Origin of the sequence: Micromonospora sp. NPDC057141, assembly GCF_042670805.1 — a bacterium.
Classification (GTDB): Bacteria; Actinomycetota; Actinomycetes; order Mycobacteriales; family Micromonosporaceae; genus Micromonospora.
Genome location: NZ_JBHUVA010000057.1, coordinates 21,807 through 44,208, shown reverse-complemented (window position 1 = coordinate 44,208; position 22,402 = coordinate 21,807). Strand labels below are relative to the sequence as shown.

The window sequence follows — 22,402 nt, the reverse complement described above, 5'->3', positions numbered from 1 at the left end:
GTGCTGCGGGGCGCGCCGCCGCGCCCCGCAGCACCAGCGCGCTGTTGAAACCGTCGAAACCCCGGGCGGCGACCAGCGCCACCCGGGACGCTGGCCGGCGGGGCTCACGCAGGAAGTCCAGCTCGCAGCCGTCGGCCGGCCGGTCCGGGCCGGCGGAGGCGGGCAGCGTGTCGTGGGCGAAGGCCAGCAGCGCCGTGGCCACGTCCAGCGCCGACCCGCCCTGGTGTGCCCGGCCGGTCAGCGGCTTGGCCGTGGTCACCGGCACGGGGCGGGCCCCGAACACCGCGCGCAGCGCGTCGGCCTCGGCCCGGTCGTGGCGGGGCGTGCCCAGCGCGTCGGGCAGCACCACGTCCACGTCGCCCGGGGCGACGCCGGCCCGGTCCAGGGCCAGCCGCATCGCCCGCGCGTACTGGGCGGGGTTGCCGGCCGAGTCGGGGCCGGTGTGCACCGCGTCGTGGGTGGCGCCCCAGCCGGTGACCTCCCCGTAGATGCGGGCCCCCCGGGCCAGGGCGTGCGACAGCTCCTCCACCACGAACACCGCGCCGCCCTCCGCCGGGACGTACCCGGCGGCTTCGACGTCGAACGGCCGGTACGCCCGCGCGGGGTCCTCCTCCGCGCTGAGCAGCCCGGACCGCAGCTGGCAGGCCAGCGCGTACGGGCTCAGCGGGCACTCGGTGGCCCCGGCGATCACCACGGGGGTGCCCCGCCGCACGGTGCGCACCGCGTGCGCGAGGCTGTCCAGCCCGCCGGCCGACTCGCTGACCACTACCCCGCAGGGGCCCTTGAACTGGTGGTGGATGGAGAGCTGCCCGACGCTGGCGGCGTAGAACCAGGCGATCGACTGGTACGCCCCGACGGTGCGCGACGGCCCGCCCCACAGCCGTTGCAGCTCCCGCTGCCCGAACAGGTTCCCGCCCGACGAGCTGGCCAGGGTCACCGCGTACCCGTACGGGTCGGGGGCGAGTTCGGGCAGCCCGGCGTCAGCCAGCGCCAGCCGGGTGGCCGCGAACCCCAGGTGCGTCCACCGGTCGGTCTGCACCAGCCGGCGGTTGTCCGCCCAGGTCAACGCCTCGAAGTCGGACACCTCACCGGCGACGCGGGTGGGGTAGGACGCCGGGTCGAACAGGGTGATCGGCCCGGTGCACCGGGTCCGCGAGACCACCGTGGACCAGTGCGCCTCGGCACCGATGCCGCTCGGGGCGACCACCCCGATGCCGGTGACCACCGCCCGGGTGGTCACGCCGCCCCGCCCAGCGCCGTGCCGCTTTGCGCCGTGCCGCCCACCCGGCGGAACACCATCGCCGACTGGAAGCCGCCGAACCCGCTGCCCACCGACAGCGCCACGTCCACCGGCAGCTCCCGGGCCACGTTCGGCACGTAGTCCAGGTCGCATTCCGGGTCGCGGGTGGCCCAGTTGGCCGTGGGCGGCACCACGCCGTACTCGATGGCGAGGGCGCAGGCGGCCATCTCGATGGAACCGATCGCGCCGAGGGAGTGTCCCACCATGGACTTGATGGAGCTGATCGGCACCCGGTGGGCGGCCTCGCCGAGGGCCCGCTTGAACGCCGCCGTCTCGTGCCGGTCGTTCTGCCGGGTGCCGGAGCCGTGCGCGCTGATGTAGGAGACCTGCTGCGGGATCAGCCGCGCCTGCTTCAGCGACGCCGAGATGGCCAGCCCCATCTCCAGCCCGTCGGGGCGCAGCCCGGTCATGTGGTAGCCGTTGCTACGGCTGGCGTACCCGGCGACCTCGCAGTAGACGTGCGCCCCGCGGCGGCGGGCGTGCCCGTACTCCTCCAGCACCAGCACCGCCGCGCCCTCGGCGAGGACGAAGCCGTGCCGGTCGGCGTCGAACGGGCGGGACGCGTGCGCCGGGTCGTCGTTGTCGGGGCTGGTCGCCTTGATCGCGTCGAAGGAGGCGACCGTGACCGGGGAGATCGGCGAGTCCGCCGCCCCCGCCAGGACGATGTCGGCCTCGCCGTCGGCGATGAGCTGGTGGGCGTACCCGATGGCGTCGATGCCGGAGGTGCAGCCGGTGGAGACCACCTGCGCAGGGCCGTGCAGTCCGTGCCGGCAGGCCACGTCGGCGGCGAGGCTGCTGGGCACGAGCGCCTGGTACAGGTACGGCCCGCCCCGGTCGTGGTCGACCAGCCAGCGGCTGCCGGCGTCGCTGACGGCCACGTACTCCTGCTCCAGGGCCATGGTGCCACCGACGGCGGTGCCCAGCACCACCCCGGCGCGGTCGCGCTGCGCGTCGGTCAGCTCCAGGCCGCTGTCGGCGACCGCCTCGATCGAGCAGGCCAGGGCGAACTGCACGTACCGGTCGGCGCGGCGCCGCTCGGCCTCGGTGAGCCCGGCGGCGATCGGGTCGAAGTCGCACTCGGCGGCGATGCGGGAGCGGAACGGCGCCGGGTCGAAGAACGTGATCCGCCGCGTCGCCGTACGTCCCTCGGTGATCGTCTTCCAGAACCGGTCCCGGGTCACGCCGCCGGGGGCGACCACCCCGATGCCGGTCACCACCGTGCGGCGCGCGGTCACGACGGGCCCCGCTGTTCCGCCAGCTCGGTGTCGACGTGTCCCAGCTCCGGCCGGGGCGCGAGGGGGCCCAGGTGGAAGACCACCTCGGCCGGCTCCTCGCCGGTGTTGCGCAGCCGGTGCCGCACGTTGACCGGCACGAACAGCGCCTCCCCGGCGGCCAGCGGCACCGGCCGGTCGTCCAGGTCCACGGTGATCGCCCCCCGCGCCACGTACAGGAACTCCTCGCTGTACGGGTGGTAGTGCTCGGCGATGCGCTCGCCCGGGGCGAGGCCGGCGACCCCCATGAACCCGGAGGTGCTGCCGACCGTCCCCGGCCCGAGCAGCACCCGCAGCTCGCCGCCGCGCCGCCGGTCGGCCGGGACGTCGCGGGCGGCGACCGTCCGGTACGCCGGGTCGTCGGCCGTGCGCCGGGCGGTGGTCTCACTCATCATCGCCTCCCGTGGTGGCGGAGCCGGCCCGCGCCGCCCGCTCGATCCGTTCCTTGATGACCGCGAGCTGGACGCGGCTGTTGGTGTTGATCCGCTCGGTCATCCCGGCGTTGTCCAGCGGGGCGCTCGGGTGCATCGCGAAGTCCTGCACCCAGGTCATCCGGGTGCCGTCGGGCTCGGTGTCGTAGCGCCAGTGGATGCGCATGTACTCGAACGGGCCGGTCTCCACCCGGTGCGCCCGCACCTCGCGGTTCTCCCAGTCGGTGGTGCGCTCGCTCACCCAGCTCCACACGGCGCCGTTCTCGTCGGGGTGCATGGTGAGGCGGAACCGCACGGTGCGGCCGTCGCGTTCGAGGATCTGCGCCGAGGCGTACTCGGTGAACAGGTTCGGCCAGTTCGCCACGTCGTTGGTCAGCTCCCACACCAGCCGCAGCGGCGCGGCGACGACGATGCTGTTCTCGGTGTGCCCGGGCGGGTCGGTAGCCCGGGACACCAGGTCGGCGACCTCGGCGATGCTCAGCCGGGCGGCGTCCTCGGGCAGGCGCACCCGGTACCGGTCGGCGACCACCGCGGACAGTTCGAGCAGGGCGAGGGAGTCCATGCCGAGGTCCGCCAGGGACGCGGCGGGCTCCCGGGCCGCGGCCTCGGCGTCCAAGCCGCAGTTCGCCACCAGGATCTCGGCGATCTCGGCGGTGAGCGGTCGGCCGTGGGTGACGGTCATCGTTTCCTCCTCTGGTCGGGGCCGGACGGACCGACGGCGGTCACGGCCGCCGCCCCGCGTGGTCCCAGCGGTAGAAGCAGCGCGCCATGGCGTCCCGGGGCGAGCGCCACGTCGGCAGGTACGGCGAGACGTAGGGCTGCAGCCGCTCGCTGACCCGGGCGAACTCGGGGTGCTCCCGGATTCCCGCCACGGCGGTCTCCCCCGGCCGCTCGGTCTCCAGCAGGTGGACGTAGAGGTCGCCCAGCCGGTACAGCGACCGGTGCCGGACCCCGGCCAGGTGCGGCAGTTCCGTCGCGTCGGACTCGGCGAAGATCTCGGCGACCTGTTCCTCGGCATCGGGAACCACCCTGGCGACAATCAGCGAACGGTCCATGGACGTGCCTCCCTCGGGCGCGCGACGGCGCGGCGTGAACTCGCCGTCACGCGGGACGACTGCCGCCACGGTGCGCGCACCGCCGTCACCGAGGCGTCACCGCCGCCCCCTCCCGGACACGATCAACCGTGACGCTGCGTTGATGAATCCTGTGGACAATCCATGCTTCGACTGAGAGGGCAGACCCGATGGCGACAAGTATTCGCAGTTGGCAGGCACTTCGCCGTCCACGATGGCATCGACCGCGCCCCACGCCGTGTTGACTCACCGTAATCATTGTTGTTAATCTTCGAGCGGGCCAGCCCGGCGGTCGCGGCACCCGAGCCGCGCCGCGTGGAGCCACCGGAGACAGTGGCGTCCCCGGGGCGAGCACGCCGGGACGCACGAGGAGTCCGGACGAGGTCCGGTGCAGGGGGTACCGCCGTGACCGCTGATCCGCCCACGCCGACCACGGGCGACGCCCCCACCCCGGACGTCTCGCTGCACCTGCTCGGCGGATTCCGCCTGCTGCACGACGAAACCCCCGTCGTCGTGCCCCGTGGTCTGCAACGGGTCCTCGCGCTCATCGGGCTGCGCCCCGGCGCCACCCGCAGCCACCTCGCCGGCCTGCTCTGGCCCGAGGCGCCGGAGGAACGGGCGCTGTCCTCGCTGCGCACCGCGCTGTGGCGGCTGCGCCAGGACCCGTGCTGCCCCCTGGTCACGACCGGCGACACCACCAGCCTCGACCCCCACGTACGGCTCGACGTCGACGACCTGACCAGCACCGCCGCCCGCGTCCGCGACGGAGACGACCCGGGCAGCACCGGCACCGCCCTCACCGCCGGCCGGCACGATCTGCTCCCCGGCTGGTACGACGACTGGGTGCTGCTGGAACGCGAACGCCTGCGCCAACTGCGGCTGCACATGCTGGAACAGGTGGCCCGCAACCACCTCGCGGCGGGCCGGCACGGCGAGGCCCTGGAGGCCGCGCTGGAGGCCATGGCCGCCGAGCCGCTGCGCGAGACCCCGCACCGGCTGGTGGTGCGCGTCCACCTCGCCGAGGGCAACGTCTTCGAGGCCGTGCACGCCTTCTACGCCTATCGCGACCTGATCCTGCGGGAACTACGCCTGGAGCCGTCCCCGGCGATGACCGCCCTGCTGCACGACACGCTCGCGCCCATCCGGCAGGCCAGCCGCCCGACGCCTCCCGAGCCGCGCCGGCCCGGCGCGTCACCACAAACACACCCACGGTGACAGCAACGTGACAGAGCGGTCGGCATGGTGGTCGCAGAACCGGTGCCGTGGTCGCCCGACCTTGATCCAGGAGCACCGCCTGCGGGAGGGGTCCCATGAGTCGTCTACTGATCGTCAGCAGGATCATCCCTGGCGCGGAGGGACGCGTGGCGCAGATCTTCGCCGAGTCCGACGCGACGGAGCTACCGGGCCTCACCGGCGTCCGGCACCGCTCCCTGTACTGCCTGCACGACCTGTGCGTACACCTGATGGAGACCGCCGACGTCGACGCCGATGCCCTGGCCGCGGCCCGCAACCACCCGCTCTACCGCCAGGTCAACGAGCGGCTCTCCGCGCACACCTCGCCGTACCTGCCGACCTGGCGCTCACCGCGTGACGCGCTCGCCGGCTGCTTTTACAGCTGGGACGCCACCTCGTCGGTCGGCGCCACCGGCACGGCCGGCTGAGCCGGGAAGCCGGGACCATGGTGGCCAACCCACCGCACGTGGTGATCATCGGGGCCGGCACGGGCGGCCTGTGCCTGGCCCACGGGCTGCGCCGGGCCGGAATCCGCGTCTCCGTCCACGAACGCCACGCCACCCGCGCCGACGGGTTGCTCGGCTACCGGGTCGGCATCGGGCCCACCGGCAGCAAGGCGCTGCGGGAGTGCCTCCCGCCGGAGCTGTTCGACATCTTCGCCGTCACCTGCGCCCGCGGCCCCCGCTACTTCAACGTCGTCACCGAACGGCTGCGGCAGACCGCCTCGTTCCCGCTGCGCCCGGACACCGACGACGTCGACACCGAACGCTCGGTCGCCCGGATGACCCTGCGCCAGGTCCTGCTCACCGGCCTGGAGGACACCGTCGAGTTCGACAGGACGTTCACCCACTACGAGCAACGCGACGACGGCACGGTCACCGCGCACTTCGCCGACGGCACCACGGCCACCGGCGACCTGCTGGTCGCCGCCGACGGCACGCACTCCGCCGTACGCCGCCAGTACCTGCCGCACGCGGTGATCAGGGACGCCGGCACCATCAACATCGCCACCCGGATCCCGCTGACCGAACACACCCGGTCGCTGCTGCCCGAACGCGTCGCGCAGGGCATCTCGCTGGTCTTCGGCGCGGGCGGGATGATGGGCGTGCTGCACGTGATGGAGTTCAGGTGGGACCGCAACGGCGACCCCAAGCCCGGCGTCGCCGACGCCGACGCCGACCTGCTGCGCCGCTGGCCCGGCCTGCGCCACGACACCACCCGCGACAACATCAACTTCATCATCTGGAGTACGGCCCGCAGGTTCCCGGCCGACGTGATGCGCCGCCGCGGCGAGGACCTGGTCCGGCTCGCCCAGGAACTCACCCACAACTGGCACCCCCACCTGCGGGAACTGCTGGCCCGCAGCGATCCCGGCAGCGCCCTGCCCATCAAGGTGTCCACCTCCGAGCCCGTACCGGCCTGGAAGAGCAGCACCGTCACCCTGCTCGGCGACGCCATCCACACCATGACCCCGGGGCGCGGGGTCGGCGCGAACACCGCCCTGCGCGACGCCGCCCTGCTCTGCCGGCAGATCAGGTCGGCCGCCGCCGGCGAGAAGACCCTGGTGCAGGCGGTCGCCGACTACGAGGCCGCCATGCTCCCGTACGGGTTCGCCCGGGTGCACGACTCGCTGCACCGCAGCGGCACCAGCGGCGACGACCGGATCTACCGTCCGGTGGTCGGACGACTCGCGCTGCTCGGGGCGCGCGGCTACTTCGGGATCACCAGTCGGGTGCCCCGGCTGCGACGCAAGTTCGTCGACGACTTCTACACCTACCGGGGCGAGGAGGACTGAGTACGCCGCCTCACTCTCGGTCACCTTGACGCCACCCCGGGTTCGAAGCGCCCCACCAGCGCCGGAAGCGCCCGGACCTCCCTGTCGCCGACACGGCGCGTGTGCGAAGCTGCGACGGATTTTTCTCGCGACTTTTCACCGACGCTCTCACAAGAGGGAGGTTCGACGTGCCGTCGAGTTTCGGGCAATGGCTGATCGTGATCCTGGCGCTGCTGGTGGGTGCGGCAGCCGGATGGGCGCTGCGTGGCCGGCAGAACACGCCCACCGGCGCGACGCCCATCGTGGAGGGTGACCCCGTCGCCGGCGTGGCGGCGGTGTCCAGCGCCGCCCCCGAGGCCACCGTCGACGAGCAGCGGCCGGAGGCGACGGTCGCCCCGGCGGCGGCCCCCGTCGCCGTCCTCGACCGGCCCACCCCGGACACCGCCTCCCCCACCCCGCCCGGCGGGGTCCTCGGCGACGCCGACCCGGTCGCGTTCACCCCCACCGCCACGGACGACGCCCCCGCGGCCGGTGGCTCTCCCTCCGACACGGGCGACGGTGACCGCCCCGGGCCGGTGGTCGACACCGCCCCTGCCGCCAGCGTGCCCGCCGGGGACGCCGCACCGGTGCCCGACCGGACCGACGAGCCGGCGGCGACCGCCGACGCCCCGGAGCCCGAGCCGGTCGCCGTGGCGTCCGCCGAGCCGGCGACGGATCCCGAGCCGGTGGCCGAGCCGGTGGCCGAGCCCGAGCCGGTGGCCGAGCCGGTGGCCGAGCCCGAGCCGGTGGCCGAGCCCGAGCCGGTGGCCGAGCCCGAGCCGGTGGCGGAGAGCGCGCCGGCCCAGCCGGTGGCGGAGGCAGCGGCCACGACGCCCGTCGTCCCCGCGCCGCGTATCCCGGTCGACGACGCCGTGTCGCCCGCCACCGACGGGTCCGAGGCGCAGGACGCCCCGGTCGAGCCCGCAGCCGCCGCCCCGGTCGAGCCCGGGCCCGCGCCGGCCGTCGGCGGGGCGGCGTCGACCGGGTCGGCCGACGACTTCCGTCGCATCCAGGGCATCGGCCCGAAGATGGCCGCCGCGCTCCAGGACGCCGGCATCCGCACCTACCGGCAGCTCGCCGACCTCGACGAGGCGGCCCTGCGGGAGACGATCCGCGCCGCCGGCCTGCGGGCCGCGCCCAGCCTGGCCACGTGGCCCCAGCAGGCCAAGGTCCTCACCGGTGCCCCGGCCGAGGCCGACCGGGTGCTCCCGGCGGGCGGCACCGCCGACTGACGAACGCCGGGCCGGCGCCGGGTCACCGGCGCGAGGGACCGCCATGTCGCCGGCACGGGCGGATCCGCCGGCCCGGATACCGCCAGGCCGCCCACATCCCCGCCTGCGTCTGCGCTGCCGCCCCGCCCGCGTCTGCGCAGGCGGGGCGGCGGTCGTTTAGCCGCTCGGGGCGGTTGGGTACATCGGTCGCACCTCGAAACCCACCACGACCCGGGAGGAACCCATGCGGCGCGGCCCGTCGATTCTGGGAATCATCCTTGTCATCTGGCTGGTCATCGGCGCCATCGCCGCTGGGCAGCGGGGCTACTACAACGGCGACGACACCAACTGCGCCGAGGCGGGCACCATCCTGGTGACCATCGTCGCCGGGCCGTTGAACTACATCGGCGCCAACCCGAAGGTCGACTGCGAGCTTCCCGAGCCGTCCGAGTAGGACGAGCGGCACGACACGATTGCGGCCCGCCCCCGATCGCGGGGGCGGGCCGCTTCGCGTCGCGATCCCTGCCAGCGTTCTTGGACAGTTGCCGTCACGAGCGAACAGGAACTGACCAAGATCCCGCCGCCGGCCGGACCGGGCGGGTCAGGTGGATCGGGCAGGTCAGGTGGATCAGGCGATCAGCGGAAGCAGTGGGCGATCGTGACCTTGCTGCCCACACAGTTGGTGGGCCGGTTCTCGATGATGACGCTGGCGTCGTCGATCCTGACCCGGGCCCGGTCGGCGAAGATCCCGCCCGGGGGCAGCGTCGAGCTGTTGCCCACCACCTTGCTCTTGAACAGGGAGAGCTGCCCGGCGATGGTGTGGATGCCGCCGCCGGTGGACTTCGCGCCGGCGGCGGCGTTGCCGCTCACCTCGCTGGTGCGTACCAGGAGGTTGGAGCGGTCGGCGAAGATGCCACCGCCGTTGCCCCGGGCGTGGTTGCCGGTGACGACGCTGTCGTCCATCGGCAGCAGGCCCTGGACGCTGGAGATGCCCCCGCCGTTGCCGCTGGCGGTGTTGCCCTCGACGACCAGGCCGCGCAGGACCAGCACCGCGTCGGAGTTCGCGATGCCGCCGCCGGCCCCGGCGGTGTTGTCCACGACCCGGGTGTCCTCGACCTTCGTCCGGGCCGAGAAGCTGGCCAGGCCGCCCCCCTGTCCCGCGATGTTGTGCGCGAGAATCGTGGTGGCGATGTCGGCCGCGCCCCGGTAGTTGGCGAGCCCGCCGCCGTAGCCGTTGGCGCTGTTGTCGCGGAACTCCGTCTTCGTCATGGTCAGCACGCCACCGTTGAGCATGCCACCGCCCTTGCCCTCGGCGCCGGCGGCCGAGTTGCCGACGAACCGGCTCTCGCGGACCACCATGTTGCCGTCGTTGAAGACCCCGCCGCCGCCCTCCTTCGCCGAGACGGAGGTGCTGCCGACGACCGTGGTGCGTTCGAGGACGGCCGTGGCCCCGTGCACGACGTGCACGCTGCCACCCTCCGCGGTGGACCGGCCGTTGCGCAGGACGACGTCGCGCAGGGTCAGCTCGCCGCCGTCGCGCACCGTGAAGAAGCGGAAGGTCTCGGCGTTCCCGCCCCGGGCGATGGTCGCCCCCGACCCCTCGACGGTGATCGCCTGGTAGATCACCGGTAGGCCGGTGTTGTCATCGCCCGGCTGGCGCGGCGGCAGTTCGGCGTCGCCGGGGGTCTCGGCGGCGTCGGCGGCCTCCCGGGCGTCGCGGATGCCGCCGTCGTACTCGTCGGGCTGTTGGAAGGCGTGGCTGAGCGTGTAGGTGCACTTCGGCGCGAGCCGCACCGTCGCCCCACCCTCCGCGTTGGCCTGCACGAGCGCGGCGACGAGCCGGGCCGAGTCGCAGGGCACGGTGAGCAGGGGCGGCCGGCGCGCACCCGGCCCGTCCGGGGCGCCCGCCTCGTCCGGCCTGCCGGCGGGCCGGCGGGGGCCGCCCGGGGTGTCCTCGTCGGTCCACCGCCCCGCGTCGGGGCCGTCGTCGCGCACGGCCGCCGCCCGCCCCTGGTCGGTGACGCCGGGAACACGGTTGGCGGCCAGGGCGGCGACGCCGGTGGCACCGGCCGCGCCGACCACCAGGCTGCCGGCCACCACGCCGCCGGCTAAGAACCACCGGGACCGTCGCCTGCCGGGCGTCGCTCGCCGGTTGCCCTGGTACGTGAACATCACGGTCCTGCCTCTCCTGCACGAAATGACGCGGCGACGCCGGAACGGGGCGCCGGATGGCGTACCTCGCGGCAACCACCGAAGGTCACGATACGGAGTGAAAGAGGGCAAGTCAGGCGTACATGAATAAACGTTTAATTCACGTCTAAAGGGGTAGATCGGTAACTCTCGGGCGTATCCCTCGCCGCTCAGCCGCCGACGTGGATGCCGGGGCGACGCGACGGGTCCCGCTCCGACTTGCGGATGATCTCCCGCACCACGGGCGGGGTGTCGCCGCGCCCCAGGATGAGATAGCGCAGCAGGTGGGCGATCGGATTGCCCTCGGACCACTCGAAGTGCGCGTGCGGGCGGACCCCGGTGGCGTCGCGCAGCGCGAGCAGGATCGCGGCGATCGCGTTCGGCACGGCGGGACTGGCCGCCCGCAGCACCCGGTACCGCCCGACCTGCACCCCGTGCACCCGCAGCACCCGGCTGAACTCCGACGGGTCGACCACGTCGACCTCCAGGAAGAGCACGTCAGCGGCGCCCGGCACCGGGTTCATGCCGCGCTGCGCGCGCTCCTTGACCGTGTACTCCTTCACCGCCCCCCTGCCGCGCTTGTTGGCGATGAGGTGCAGCCGGCCGTCGTGGGCGAGGGACTCGGCGACGAACCGGCGGGCGTCGTCGTCGAACTCGATCCGGTCGGCGCGCAGCTCCGTGGTGCGGGTGACCCGGGAGATCAGCGAGACGCCGATGATGCCCGCGATGAACAGGCCGGAGATGGCGATCCCGTCCGGCTTGGCGATCACGTTCTCCACGAGGGCGTAGAGCAGGACGACGGTGAGCACGGCGAAGCCGACCGCCGCGAACCGGTGACGGGCGCGGGCCGTCGCGATCGTCACCGCCACCGCGCCGGAGACCATCATCGCCAGGATCCCGGTGGCGTACGCGCCGGCCTGCGCGTTGACGTCCGCGCGGAACGCGACGGTGAGCACGATGCTGATCAGCGTGTAGACGATCACCACCGGGCGCACCGCCCGGCCCCACTCCGGCGCCATCCCGTACGAGGGCAGGTAGCGCGGCACGATGTTGATCAGACCGGCCATCGCCGAGGCACCGGCGAACCAGAGGATCAGCACGCTGCTGACGTCGTAGACCGTGCCGAACGCCTCGCCGAGCTGCTCGTGCGCCAGCCAGGCCAGCGCCCGGCCGTTGGCCGCCCCACCCGGCCGGAACTCCCGCGCGGGAATCAGCACGGTGGTGACGAAGGTGGTGGCGACCAGGTACACCGACATGATCAGCGCCGCGGCGGTGAGCAGTCGGCGCGTGTTGCGGATCCGGGCGGCGAGCCGCCGCTCGGCGTCCGGGCCGTCGCCGCGCACCAGCGGCATCATGCTCACCCCGGTCTCGAAGCCGGACAGGCCCAGGACCAGCAGTGGGAAGGCCAGCACCGCCGGGCCGAGCAGGCCGCCGACCCCGCCGCCGCCGGCCGTCAGGGCAGCGGTCCAGTCCCCCACCGTGGCCGGGTCCGCCACTATCGCCGCCGCGCCCGCCGCGACGATCACGGCGTTCAGCCCGAGGAAGACCACGACCAGGGGTACGGCCACCGTCACCGCCTCGCGGAACCCCAGCAGGAAGACCCCGCCGAGGACCACCAGCAGCAGCACGGTCACCGCCACGGCGGCGAGGGTGCCGCGCGGGAAGGACGCCGGCAGGTACGGGTTCTCCAACAGGTGGACGGTGGCGTCGGCGGCGGAGAGGGTGATCGTGATGATCCACGAGGTGGCCACGAAGCCGAGCAGGACCAGGACGAAGATCTTGCCCCGCCAGAACGGCAGCAGCCGCTCCAGCATCGCCACCGAGCCCTGCCCGTGCGGGCTCTCCCGGGCCACCCGCCGGTACATCGGCAGCATCCCGAACAGGGTCAGCGCCACGATCAACAGCGTCGCCAGCGGGGAGAGCGCCCCGGCCGCCAGCGCGGCGATGCCGGGCAGATACGACAAGGTGGAGAAGTAGTCCACCCCGGTCAGGCACATCACCTGCCACCACGGGTGCGCCCGGCCCTGCGCCTCCCCGGCCTCCGGCCCCACGGGCGGCACCCGGTGCTGGAACAGCCAGCGGCCGAGCCGGCCGGCGGGCTGCTCAGGACGGGTCGCCCGCTCGACGCACGCCGGGACCACCACCTGGTCGCTCGGGACCGCCGGACGCCGGTGACCCCAGGTCCGCCTCGGCTGCCCACCGTCCCGCCGCTGCGCCATGCGCGCCCCCTCCACGCCCTGACCCGACCGTAGGCGCAACCCGCCGCCCGTCCTGGCCGAACCGGCGAGGAAAGTCGGGCGGGTCCGCGTCGACGCACCGGACGGCCGGTCAGCTCAGCGCGGCGGACCAGGCGGCCACGTGGGCATCGAGGTGGCACGGACAGGGGGTGTCCCCGCGCTTCCCCCCCGGTAGCGCGGGGACCCCCCGTACCCGGCTACTGCAGGAACGCCCCGAGGGGCGAGAGCAGCAGCCGGCCGAGCGCGGCGGCGTTGTCGTCCAGCCGTACGCGCTCACACTCGCGGGCCTCCGGATCGTGCCGGCAGCGCCAGATCTTCTGGGCGTTGCGCCAGGCCACGTTGCGGGTGTACTCGACCAGTTCGCCCTGGTACCAGTCGTCGATGTCGCCGTTGAGCATGTCGATCATGAGCTGCCAGTTGTCCAGGTAGCCGCGCCGCAGCTCCGGGATCCGCTCGGCGAAGATCTGGTTGATCTCCAGGTAGTCGCGGTGCTGGTCGGTGCCGTCGACCGGCTCGGACTCCAGGCTGTCGAACGTGGTCACCAGCGCGAACGGCAGATCGAAGTTGATGTGGGCGTTCACCCCGGCCGCGGCCGACGGCAGCGGCCGGGCGTCCGGACCACGCATCCGCCGGAACAGGCAGGCCCAGGCCCGGGGGGTGGCCGGGCTGGACTCCGTCCAGTAGCGCAGCGCGTCGAAGTAGCGGGCGGCGAACTCCACGTCGAGCCGGGCCAGGAAGACCGGGTCGGCGAAGCGGTCGTCGTACAGGCCGTTCAGCACGCTGGTGGTGATGGTCAGGTAGAGCTCGTTGAAGTCCGCCAGGGGGCAGCTGCGCTCCAGCGGGGGCAGCCGCACCAGCAGGTCCTGGAGCTTGGTGAGGTGGTCGACCACCGCCGGCACGTCCGCCGGGTGGTCGGCGAGCAGCCCCACGATGTCCTCATGTACCGGGCCCCAGACCGGTTCGCCCAACCCCATTCGTCCTCCCCCCTGCGCGCCGCGCCATTCCCGTGCCGCGGCGTCGGGGCACAGCCTCTCAGCCGTGGTCCGTGCGGCGGATCAGTAGAACGACGTATAACCGGGCGACGGGCGTACGTCGTCGGCGTCTACTCGGGACGGTTACGCAGGAAGATCGCGCTGGCCTGCACGCGGGTGCGCACCTGGAGCTTGTCGAAGATGTGCGACACGTGCACGCCGATGGTGCGTTCGCTGATGAACAGCCGCTGGCCGATCTCCCTGTTGGTCAGCCCCTCGGCCACCGCGGCGAGCACCTCGCGCTCCCGGGCCGTCAACACCGTCAGCTCGTCGCCGGACGGCTCGGCCCCGGCCGCCGAGCGCCCCTCGGCCGAGGCGCCCCGGTCCTCCAACGCCACCCGTGCCCGGGTCGCCAACGTGCGGATCTCGGTGCTCAACGGCTCCGCGCCCAGCCCCTGCGCCACCTGGTACGCCTCGCGCAGCAGCTTGCCGGCCATCGCCGTGCGGCTGCGCCGGGCCAGCAGCGCCTCGGCCTGCCGCAGCCGCGAGTACGCCGCCGGGTACGGATGGTGTCGGCGGTCCCACTCGGTCACCGAGCGCGCCCACAGCTGCGGGTCGCTGCCGTCGAGGCGGCTGACCTCGGCGTCGCACAGCGCCAGGAACCCGTCGACGACGTCGCGCACCGGCCGGGCGGCGTGTTCGCTCTTTCGGGCCACCCGCACGGCCACCTCGCGCAGCCGGCGCACCGCCGTGGTGTCCACCGTGGCCCGGGCGGCGTGCGCCTCTGCCTCGGCGCGCAGCCCGTGCCAGACCAGGGCGGCGAGGATGCCGACGTCGTCGGAGCGGCTCTCGGTGAGGCCCCGCTGCACCGCCTGCCGGGCCAGGTCGTGCCGGCCCTGCCACATGGCCAGCCCGGCGCGCAGGGTGAGCAGCGGGATGACGTGCCGGGCCCCGCCGCCGGCCAGCACGGTGGCCACGGCCTCCAGGTCCCGGTCGGCGGCTTCGATGTCGCCGTACCCGACGGAGAGTCGGCAGCGGGCCAGCAGCAGCTCGACGGCGTCCGCGCCGGACGGGCGGTGCCGCAGCGCCGCCGCGACCACCTTCTCCGCCTCGGCCCACTGCCCCACCCGGAACAGCCCGTTCGTGGCGATGGCCAGCAACCGGGTCTCGTACGTGCGGCCCAGCCCCAGCTCGGCGACCCGCTCGGCGCCCCGGCGGGCCACCACCACCCCCTCCTCCAGGATGTTCAGCGGCCCGGTCAGCAGCTCCGCCAGGTGCAGGTACGCGCACGCCACGTCCTCGGGCCGACCGGCCCGCTCGGCGGTGTCGAGGGCCTCGCGCATGACCGCCAGCCCGGCGTCCGGATCCTCCAGGTATGCCTCGCTGAAGCCCAGCGCCATGCTGGCCAGCACCACCTCGGAGACGGACCCCTCCACGGCGGCGGCCAGCTCCAGGGCCTCCCGGGCCCGGTCGCCGGCGTCGGCGTAGCGGCCCAGGTGCAGCAGCAGCTCGGCCAGGTGCGCGGCGGCGGTGGCCCGTTCCTGGGGAGTGCAGTCGGCGGCGGCCAGGGCCCGCCGGTACTCCTCCTCGGCCGGCGCGGACCGACCGGCGGCGGCCAGGTAACGGGCCCGTCGGATGTGCAACGCGCAGACCGGGGGCGCTTCCGCGGCGGCGGCCAACTCCTCCAACAGGGACAGCGCCCGGGCGTGCTCGCCGCAGTGGTGGGCCGCCTCGGCAGCGTGGCGCAGCAGCTCCGCGCGGCCGACGTCGAGCCCGCCGTCGGCCGGTGCCGCCCCGGCGGCCGGCGATCCGGCCAGTTGCAGGGCCACCGACCAGTGCCGGTGCGCCTCGGCGTAACCGTGCAGCCGTTCGGCCTCCTGCGCCGCCGCCACCGCCGCCGGCAGCGCCCGCGCCGGCTCCCCCGCCAACCGCCAGTGGTGCGCCAGCCGCGCCTGGTGCAGCTCGGCAGGGGCCGTCGTGAGCGCCTCCGCGTACCGGCGGTGCAGCACCGACCGCTCCGCGGGCAGCAACTCGTCGGAGAGCACCTCCGCCACCAGCCGGTGCCGCAGCCGGTACCCGTCGTCGTCGCCCACCAGCAACCGGTGCGCCACCGCCGCCCGCACCGCGTCGATCAGCTCCCCCTCCGGCAGCCGCGTCACCTCCGCCAGCAGCCAGTGCGCCACCGGCTCCACCCCGGCCGCCACCGCGTGCACCACCGCATGCGCGGCCTGCGGCAACGCGTCCACCCGCGCCAGGAACACCTCCCGCAGCGTCTCCGACAGCCCGTCGCGCCCCTCGCGCAGGTCCCGCGCCAACTCCTCGACCACGAACGGGTTCCCGCCACTGCGCTGCCACAGCGACTCCGCCGCCTCGGCGACCAGCGGCCCGCCCACCACCGCCGCAGCCAGCTGCTCGGTGCCCGCACGGTCGAGCGGGGCGAGGTCGAGCACCCGCACCGACCGCAGGCGACGCAGCTCGGTCAACACCCGCCGCAGCGGGTGCGCGCCCTGCAACGACTCGGCCCGCACCGCCGCCAACACCGACAACTGCAGGTCACCCAGCCCGGCGAGCAGATAGAGCAGCAACTGCCGGGTGCTGCGGTCGACCCACTGCAGATCATCCAGCACCAGCACCAGCGGGCGGCCCTGGGCGACCAGGTGCAACCCCCGGGAGACCCGCTCCAGCAGGGCACCCGCCCCGTCCGGGCCGGCCGTCTCCGCGGCGAACATCTGCAACAGCCCGCGCACCGCCGACGACGTCCGCGCGTGCGAGGCCGTCAGCTCGGCGTCGAAGCGCCGCAACGCCTGCAGCAGCGGATGCAGGGGAGACGAGTCGCCGATGTCGAGGCACGTGCCGGTGAGCACGAGCGCGCCCCCGGCGCGAAACCGGTCACCCGCCTCGCGCAGCAGCCGGGTCTTGCCCACCCCGCTCTCGCCCGTGACGAACACCGCCGCCGTCTGCCCCGGACCCACGCCGTCGAGCAGCGCGGATCGCAGCGTCGCGAGGTGGTCGGCACGGCCGACGAGTGGTGCGAGGTCCACATCGCTGGCCATGGTTCGCAGCCTAGTCACAGGTCCCCGGACCGTTCTACGGGTCTTCGCCCCCACTGGTACGCCTCGCGTCGACATTGCGACTAAAGGTTGCGGTAGGCCGACATACGTCGTTCTGCCGATCCCCCGTCGGACCGGTGGTGGGAGTCTCCTGAGGTCGTCAGGCACCAAGCGGGGGGAAAGGCGGTGCGATGCCAATGTCCACGATCGTCAAGGGAACGCAGTCGTCGACGCCGGCCGACTGGCCGGTGCCGGAGGAACGACGGACGGTCAGCGTGCTCTTCGCCGACATCGTCGGCTCGACCTCGCTGGTCGACCGGCTCGACCCGGAGGACGTCCGGGCCCTGCAACGCGCCTACTTCGACACCGTCGCCGGGGTGCTCGCCCGCTGGGGAGGCGTGGTCGAGAAGTACGTCGGCGACGCGGTGATGGCCCTGTTCGGGGCCCGGGAGTCCGACGGCCACGACGCGTACCGGGCGGTGCGGGCCGGGCTGGAGATCCAGCGCGCGCTGGACGGGCGCGCCCTGCCCGGCGTGGCAGCCCTGCGGACCCGGGTCGGGGTCGCCACCGGCGAGGCGCTGGTGGACGTCGCGGCCATCCGCGACGGCGCGCACGGCATGGCCAGCGGCTCGGTGATCACCGCCGCCGCCCGCCTCCAGGAGCACGCCCCGCCCGGCGGCGTCGTGGTCTGCGCGGCCACCCGACGCGCCACCGCCGGGGTGATCGTCCACCGGGCGCTCGGCCCGCTGACCGTCGCGGGCAAGCCGCGGCCCATGGACGTCGCGCTCGCCGTCGGGGCCACCCACCCCGAACCGGGCCGCCACCACGGCCGGCTGGTCGGCCGCCGCCGGCAGCTCGCCACCGCCCGGGACCGGGTGGTCCACGCCGCCCGCGAGCGCGGCCCGCGCTGGGTGTCGCTGGTCGGCCCGGCCGGCAGCGGCCGGAGCCGGGTGCTGCACGAGCTGCGCCGCGCGGTCGAGGCCGTCGACGGCGTGCCGGTGCGCTGGTACGTCGCGGCCTGCCCGCCGTGCCCCGAGCGGCCGCTGGAGCCCGCCGCCGACCTGCTGCGCGCGTTCGCGGGCCTGCGCGCCGACGAGGCGCCGGCGACCGTACGCCAACGGCTGCTGGCGGCGCTCGACGGCCTGGTTCCCTCGGGGCGGGTGCTGTCCACGGTGGTCGCGCTGGAGGGACTGCTCGACGGGTCGTCGCCGGTCGGCGCGGCGGTGTGGCAGCGGGTGCTGCTGCGCCTGGCCGACCGGCAGCCCGTCGTGCTGGCGGTCGACGACGCCGACCGGGCCGCCCCGGCGGCGGGCCGGTTCCTGCGTGCCCTGTTCGCCGCGGCCGTCGCCCGGGGGGTGCCGCTGGCGGTGGTGACGACGCAGCGTCCGGAGTGGACGATCGACCACCCCGGGCCGGACAGCCGGCACGACGAGGTGTCGTTGCCGCCGCTGGCGGCGGTGGAGACCGGGCGGCTGCTGCGGCGCCTGCTGGCCCGGGCCGGGCAGCCGGCGGCGCTGGCGACCCGGCTGCTGCCCCTGGTCGGGGGCCTGCCGGGGCACGCCGAGGCATACGTGCGGCAGCTGGCCGACGGCGCGGACCCGGCGCAGCCGCCGCAGCGGGTGCTGGCGAGTGCCGGCGCCCGCCTGGACGCCTGCGACGGCCGGGAGCGCGCCACGCTGATGGTCGCCGCCGCGCTGGGCCCGGGAGGCGCCGCGCTGGGCCCGGGGGTCGCCGCCGCGACGGTCGACCGGGCCCTCGGTTGGCCGGCGGGCCACGCCGAGCCGATCCTGCACCGGCTCACCGCGCGCGGGCTGTTGCGCCGTGCGACGCGGGGCGGGTACGACGTCGCCGACCCGGCGCTGCGTCGGGTGGCGCGCGACCGGCTGCCCCGGGCGGTCCGGGCGGCCGTCGTCCGCCGCGCCGGGACGACGGCTCCGGCCCGGCCGGCGCGACCCACGACGCCCCCGACCCCGGCTCGGCTCCGGCCGACGCTGCCGGCCCCGGCCCGTTCGGCGCACCCGGCGGCGCGCCCGGCCCCGGCCAAGACGACGCGCCCGGCCCCAGCCAAGGCGATGCGCCCGGCCCCGGTCGAAGCGGCGCACCCGGCCCTGACCCGGCCGGCGCATCCGGCGTGGCGCCCGGCCCCGGCCGCGGTCCGGTCCGGCTCCGGGTGCCGGTGTGGGCGGGAACACCGACGTGCCGGCCCCGGCCAGCACTTCCGGCAACGATCGCGCACCCGACCACACCGCCGAGATCGGCTTCATGTCGCCGACATTGCGGCTTCGGCCGCGCCGGAACGCCCCATGTCGGCGACCTGGGGTCGATCACGCCCGCCCAGCGCGGCCACCGCGCCCAGCGCGGTCCGACCAGCCGGCCCGGTCCGCGCGACCGGTCGCCGGGCAACCCCTGGCCGGTCCAGCGCCGGAACGCGGATCAGAGCAGCGCCTCCAGCCGGGGCACCAGGTCCGCCGGGGCCGGCCTGGCGGCGACCTCGCCGCTGACCTCACGCACGACCCCCGGCCAGCGTCGGAGCCCTCCGACCCGGCGTCGACGCTCGGACGTCCCGACATGTGGAAGGCAGCGCGACGCGCCCGGCGCGGACGGCCAACGGTCCCGGACCGTCGCCCACGGGAGCCGCACAATGACGCTGAGTTGCCTTCTCCCGAGAGGACCGCCGATGACCAGCAGCGGAGTCCGACACGACACCTCACCGTCCGCAGTCGCCTCCCCCGGGGTACCGCCGGCCACCCGCCGGGAGGACCTCGTCACCGTCCTGTTCGGCGCGGTGCTCACCGCCGGGGCGATGTCCGACGGCTGGGCGCACACCAACATCATCGAGACCATCGAGGGCTTCTTCACCCCGTGGCACGGGCTGCTCTACGCGGGCTTCGTCGCCACGGCGGCGTGGACGTTCTGGTTGGCGTACCGGCGGCGCGGCGGCGCGCCCCGGTGGTGGCGGGACGGCTGGCCCGCCGGCTACCGGGTGGGGGCGATCGCGGCGGTGACCTTCCTGCTCGCCGGCCTGGCCGACCTGGCCTGGCACGAGACGCTGGGGGTGGAGGTCGGCCTGGACGCCGCGTTCAGCCCGAGCCACCTGCTGCTCGACGCGTCGGCGGTGCTGCTGGTGACCAGCCCGCTGCGCTCGTGGTGGGCCGGCGGCGAGGGCGGCGCACGGGCGGCCACGGGCGTCGCGTCGCTGGTGCTCGGCGCGATGGCGCCGTCGATCCTGCTCACGTACGCGTCCGCGTTCCTCACCCTCGCCCCGACCCGGGCCATCACCGGCCTGGGCTCGCAGCAGCAGGCGGTGCTCGGCGTCGACGCGTACCTGCTCACGACGTTGCTGCTGGTCGGACCGTTCCTGCTGGGGCACCGGCGGCGCGCGGCCCCCGGGATGGGTGCCGCCCTGGTCGCCGGGGTGGCGCTGTACGACCTGGTGATGCACGAGTTTCCGACGACGCAGACATGGGCCGCGCTGGGGGCCCTGGGCGGCGCGGGCCTCGCCGACGCGCTGCTGTGGCGGCTCGACGCGGCACGCGGCCCGGACGCGCCGCTGCGACTGCCGCTGGCCGGGGCGCTGCTCGGCGGCCTGCTGGTCGCCGGGCACCTGACCGGCCTCGCCCTGACCGTCGGGATCCGCTGGACGCCGGAGGTGACCGGCGGCATCGTCACCCTCGCCGCGCTGCTGGGTGCCCTGCTCGGCGGCCTGGCCGCCCGACCCGCCGGGCCCGCCCCGGCCCCGGCGGTGCCGACACCGGCCGTCCCGGTCCAGGCGGTGCCGCTCGGCAGGCGCTGACCGGCCGGGACGCGCCCGGTAGGCTCGGGGCCGCTCGTACGCCGGTGAGGCGGGTGGGAGGCTGAGGTGACAGGACCGACCCCACGCCGGGTCGACCCCGACGTCGACCTGCGCGTGCCAGCCGACCGGGGCGAGCTGCGCGCGCACCCGGCGGTCGTGCTCGGCGTCATCGCGGCCGGGGGCATGTTCGGCGCGCTCGCCCGGGCGGGGGCCCAGGCGGCGGTCCCGCACCGGCCGACCGGGTTCCCCTGGGCGACGTTCGGCGTCAACGTGTCCGGGTGCCTGCTGATCGGGGCCCTGATGGCGGTGGTCACCGCCGGCCGCGTCGGGCCGCTCACCCGGCCGTTCATGGGCGTGGGCGTGCTCGGCGGCTACACCACCTTCTCCACGTACGTGGTGGACGTGCGGCAGGCGGCCGTCGCCGGTGCGGCGGGCACCGCGCTGGCGTACCTCGCCGCCACCCTGCTGGGTGCGGTCGCCGCGGTCTGGGTCGGCGACGCCGCCGCGGGCCGGCTGCTCGACCGCGCGACCGCCGGCGCGCACGCCGGCCGGACGGCACCGGAGCGCACGGGCCCCGACGGGGCACCGCCCGACGGCGGGCGGGGCGCGCCGTGACGGTCCTGCTGATCGCCCTCGGCGCGGCCGTCGGGGCGCCGCTGCGCTACCTCACCGACCGGGCCGTGCAGGCCCGGCACGCGTCGTCGTTCCCGTGGGGCACCCTGACCGTGAACGTGGTCGGCTCGCTGGTGCTCGGGGCCCTGGTCGCCGCGCCGGTCGGGCCGGCGGTCGGCGCACTGCTCGGCACCGGCTTCTGCGGTGCCCTCACCACCTACTCCACCTTCGGGTACGAGACCCTGCGCCTGGCCCGCGACGGGTCCCGGCTCCTCGCTGCGGCGAACGCGCTGACCAGCGTCGCCGCCGGGCTGGGCGCGGCGACGGTCGGTTACGTGGCGATTCGCACGATTGTCGGTTAGCCACCGCCCCCGGGGGAGGTCGTGTGATCGAGGATCACCTCGGCCAGCCGTGGAGCGATCGCCTCCGGCAGGGCATGGCCGAGCCCGGGTACGGTGACGAGCCGGGCGTTGCCCAGCAGCGTCGCGAGGTGCCGCGCGGAGGCGGTGCCGGCGACGGGGTCGGCCGGGGAGTCGACCACGAGGACGGGGGTGGTGACCGCCGCCAGCTCTCCGGCGCGGTCGAGGCCACCCTGGTCGGCGCGGGCGTGCGCAGCCGGGTTCTCGTGACGCCCGGCGTGCGCCATGATGTGCTCCTCCCGACGCCGGAACTCCTCGGCGTCGAAGGGCAACGCGCCGCCGTTGAGGACGCGCCAGTGCCGCACGCGCCAGGCCAGTTCGGCGTCACGGTCCCGTGGCTGGAGCATGGTCTCCCACAGCGCCAGCAGGGCGGGGGCGATCCCGGGCCCGTCGGCGGGACCACCGTCCATGGGGGTGGTGCCGACGAGGGTGGCCGTCGCCACCCGCTCCGGGTGGTCGAGCAGCAGCAGTTGCGTCAGCAGGCCGCCCATCGACATGCCGACCACGTGGGCGCGGTCGATGCCCAGGGCGTCGAGGATCTGCACGGCGTCGGTGGCGAGCGCGGTGAGCGGGTAGGGGTCCTCGTCGAAGGACCACGTCGACCGGCCGGTGTCGCGGTGGTCGTAACGCACGACCCGGTGCCGGCGGGCCAGCGCGTCCAGGAGGGCTTCCGGCCAGGTCAGGCCCGAGGCGTTGGCGCCCATGACGAGCAGCAGCGCCGGTGCGCCCGGATCGCCGCGTTCCTCGGCCCACAACCGGACGCCGGGTGCGACGGTGATCTCGTGTTCCATGGGCCCA

General features: G+C 75.0%; 19 protein-coding genes. 9 read left to right on the top strand and 10 right to left on the bottom strand.

Annotated features, from left to right (window positions below):
• The 5 genes from ACFT41_RS23625 to ACFT41_RS23605 form a co-directional block, all read right to left on the bottom strand.
• On the bottom strand, positions 1-1,240 hold a 1,240-nt coding region (locus ACFT41_RS23625), incomplete at its 3' end, for a beta-ketoacyl synthase N-terminal-like domain-containing protein (protein ID WP_377613987.1).
• Positions 1,237-2,535 carry a beta-ketoacyl-[acyl-carrier-protein] synthase family protein gene (locus ACFT41_RS23620; protein WP_377589028.1) on the bottom strand — a complete coding sequence of 433 codons (1,299 nt, stop codon included), beginning with the start codon at positions 2,533-2,535 and terminating at the stop codon, positions 1,237-1,239. The genes ACFT41_RS23625 and ACFT41_RS23620, both read right to left, overlap by 4 nt.
• Positions 2,532-2,963: a cupin domain-containing protein gene (locus ACFT41_RS23615; RefSeq protein ID WP_377589029.1), complete on the bottom strand. Its 432-nt coding sequence runs from the start codon at positions 2,961-2,963 to the stop codon at positions 2,532-2,534. The genes ACFT41_RS23620 and ACFT41_RS23615 overlap by 4 nt, the downstream gene beginning before the upstream one ends.
• Complete coding sequence (locus tag ACFT41_RS23610; protein ID WP_377589031.1) at positions 2,956-3,684, bottom strand: SRPBCC family protein; 729 nt, start codon at positions 3,682-3,684, stop codon at positions 2,956-2,958. Before ACFT41_RS23610 ends, ACFT41_RS23615 begins: the two co-directional genes overlap by 8 nt.
• A 40-nt stretch (positions 3,685-3,724) precedes the next feature.
• Positions 3,725-4,057 carry a TcmI family type II polyketide cyclase gene (locus tag ACFT41_RS23605; protein WP_377589032.1) on the bottom strand — a complete coding sequence of 111 codons (333 nt, stop codon included), beginning with the start codon at positions 4,055-4,057 and terminating at the stop codon, positions 3,725-3,727.
• Positions 4,058-4,480: 423 nt separating this feature from the next.
• Between ACFT41_RS23605 and ACFT41_RS23600 the strand changes: the two genes are divergently transcribed.
• The 5 genes from ACFT41_RS23600 (at position 4,481) to ACFT41_RS23580 (ending at position 8,786) form a co-directional block, all read left to right on the top strand.
• Entirely contained in the window at positions 4,481-5,290 is an 810-nt protein-coding gene (locus ACFT41_RS23600; RefSeq protein ID WP_377589033.1) for a BTAD domain-containing putative transcriptional regulator, read from the top strand.
• A 95-nt stretch (positions 5,291-5,385) separates the two neighbouring features.
• Complete coding sequence (locus ACFT41_RS23595; protein ID WP_377589034.1) at positions 5,386-5,736, top strand: TcmI family type II polyketide cyclase; 351 nt, start codon at positions 5,386-5,388, stop codon at positions 5,734-5,736.
• Between the two features lie 17 nt (positions 5,737-5,753).
• A complete protein-coding gene (locus tag ACFT41_RS23590; RefSeq protein WP_377589035.1) occupies positions 5,754-7,103 on the top strand; it encodes an FAD-dependent oxidoreductase in 1,350 nt (449 codons plus the stop codon).
• Positions 7,104-7,270: 167 nt separating this feature from the next.
• A complete protein-coding gene (locus ACFT41_RS23585; protein ID WP_377589036.1) occupies positions 7,271-8,353 on the top strand; it encodes a helix-hairpin-helix domain-containing protein in 1,083 nt (360 codons plus the stop codon).
• A 223-nt stretch (positions 8,354-8,576) separates the two neighbouring features.
• Positions 8,577-8,786 carry a hypothetical protein gene (locus ACFT41_RS23580; RefSeq protein ID WP_377589037.1) on the top strand — a complete coding sequence of 70 codons (210 nt, stop codon included), beginning with the start codon at positions 8,577-8,579 and terminating at the stop codon, positions 8,784-8,786.
• Between the two features lie 182 nt (positions 8,787-8,968).
• On the opposite strand, the gene ACFT41_RS23575 is transcribed toward ACFT41_RS23580, so the two are convergent.
• The 4 genes from ACFT41_RS23575 to ACFT41_RS23560 all read right to left on the bottom strand — a co-directional run bounded on the left by ACFT41_RS23575 (position 8,969) and on the right by ACFT41_RS23560 (position 16,783).
• A complete protein-coding gene (locus tag ACFT41_RS23575; RefSeq protein ID WP_377589047.1) occupies positions 8,969-10,504 on the bottom strand; it encodes a hypothetical protein in 1,536 nt (511 codons plus the stop codon).
• 188 nt (positions 10,505-10,692) lie between these two features.
• On the bottom strand, positions 10,693-12,741 hold the full coding sequence (locus ACFT41_RS23570; protein ID WP_377589039.1) for an amino acid transporter: 2,049 nt from the start codon (positions 12,739-12,741) through the stop codon (positions 10,693-10,695).
• Between the two features lie 215 nt (positions 12,742-12,956).
• Complete coding sequence (locus tag ACFT41_RS23565) at positions 12,957-13,727, bottom strand: DUF5995 family protein (protein WP_377613988.1); 771 nt, start codon at positions 13,725-13,727, stop codon at positions 12,957-12,959.
• 134 nt (positions 13,728-13,861) lie between these two features.
• Positions 13,862-16,783 (bottom strand): helix-turn-helix transcriptional regulator, encoded by a 2,922-nt coding sequence (locus ACFT41_RS23560; protein ID WP_377589042.1) that lies wholly within the window; start codon positions 16,781-16,783, stop codon positions 13,862-13,864.
• A 188-nt stretch (positions 16,784-16,971) separates the two neighbouring features.
• Here ACFT41_RS23560 and ACFT41_RS23555 point away from each other — a divergent pair, with 188 nt between their 5' ends.
• The 4 genes from ACFT41_RS23555 to crcB all read left to right on the top strand — a co-directional run bounded on the left by ACFT41_RS23555 (position 16,972) and on the right by crcB (position 21,547).
• A complete protein-coding gene (locus tag ACFT41_RS23555; protein WP_377613986.1) occupies positions 16,972-19,281 on the top strand; it encodes an AAA family ATPase in 2,310 nt (769 codons plus the stop codon).
• A gap of 176 nt (positions 19,282-19,457) precedes the next feature.
• The gene (locus tag ACFT41_RS23550) at positions 19,458-20,573 is read left to right on the top strand and encodes a hypothetical protein (protein WP_377589443.1); all 1,116 of its coding nucleotides are present in this window, start codon (positions 19,458-19,460) and stop codon (positions 20,571-20,573) included.
• Between the two features lie 66 nt (positions 20,574-20,639).
• Positions 20,640-21,188: a CrcB family protein gene (locus ACFT41_RS23545; RefSeq protein WP_377589444.1), complete on the top strand. Its 549-nt coding sequence runs from the start codon at positions 20,640-20,642 to the stop codon at positions 21,186-21,188.
• Positions 21,185-21,547, top strand: coding sequence for a fluoride efflux transporter CrcB (gene crcB / locus ACFT41_RS23540; protein ID WP_377589445.1), 363 nt, complete (start codon positions 21,185-21,187; stop codon positions 21,545-21,547). Before ACFT41_RS23545 ends, crcB begins: the two co-directional genes overlap by 4 nt.
• Here crcB and ACFT41_RS23535 read toward each other — a convergent pair.
• On the bottom strand, positions 21,544-22,395 hold the full coding sequence (locus ACFT41_RS23535; RefSeq protein ID WP_377589446.1) for an alpha/beta fold hydrolase: 852 nt from the start codon (positions 22,393-22,395) through the stop codon (positions 21,544-21,546). The genes crcB and ACFT41_RS23535 overlap by 4 nt on opposite strands.
• Between the last annotated feature and the right edge of the window lie 7 nt (positions 22,396-22,402).

Excerpts from the sequence above, each read along its gene's own strand:
- ACFT41_RS23580 (WP_377589037.1), top strand. The coding sequence starts at position 8,577 with ATGCGGCGCGGCCCGTCGATTCTGGGAATCATCCTTGTCATCTGGCTG.
- ACFT41_RS23560 (WP_377589042.1), bottom strand. The coding sequence starts at position 16,783 with ATGGCCAGCGATGTGGACCTCGCACCACTCGTCGGCCGTGCCGACCAC.
- ACFT41_RS23570 (WP_377589039.1), bottom strand. The coding sequence starts at position 12,741 with ATGGCGCAGCGGCGGGACGGTGGGCAGCCGAGGCGGACCTGGGGTCAC.
- ACFT41_RS23575 (WP_377589047.1), bottom strand. The coding sequence starts at position 10,504 with ATGTTCACGTACCAGGGCAACCGGCGAGCGACGCCCGGCAGGCGACGG.
- ACFT41_RS23615 (WP_377589029.1), bottom strand. The coding sequence starts at position 2,963 with ATGAGTGAGACCACCGCCCGGCGCACGGCCGACGACCCGGCGTACCGG.
- ACFT41_RS23550 (WP_377589443.1), top strand. The coding sequence starts at position 19,458 with ATGACCAGCAGCGGAGTCCGACACGACACCTCACCGTCCGCAGTCGCC.
- ACFT41_RS23590 (WP_377589035.1), top strand. The coding sequence starts at position 5,754 with ATGGTGGCCAACCCACCGCACGTGGTGATCATCGGGGCCGGCACGGGC.
- ACFT41_RS23610 (WP_377589031.1), bottom strand. The coding sequence starts at position 3,684 with ATGACCGTCACCCACGGCCGACCGCTCACCGCCGAGATCGCCGAGATC.
- ACFT41_RS23595 (WP_377589034.1), top strand. The coding sequence starts at position 5,386 with ATGAGTCGTCTACTGATCGTCAGCAGGATCATCCCTGGCGCGGAGGGA.
- ACFT41_RS23605 (WP_377589032.1), bottom strand. The coding sequence starts at position 4,057 with ATGGACCGTTCGCTGATTGTCGCCAGGGTGGTTCCCGATGCCGAGGAA.
- ACFT41_RS23555 (WP_377613986.1), top strand. The coding sequence starts at position 16,972 with ATGCCAATGTCCACGATCGTCAAGGGAACGCAGTCGTCGACGCCGGCC.
- ACFT41_RS23535 (WP_377589446.1), bottom strand. The coding sequence starts at position 22,395 with ATGGAACACGAGATCACCGTCGCACCCGGCGTCCGGTTGTGGGCCGAG.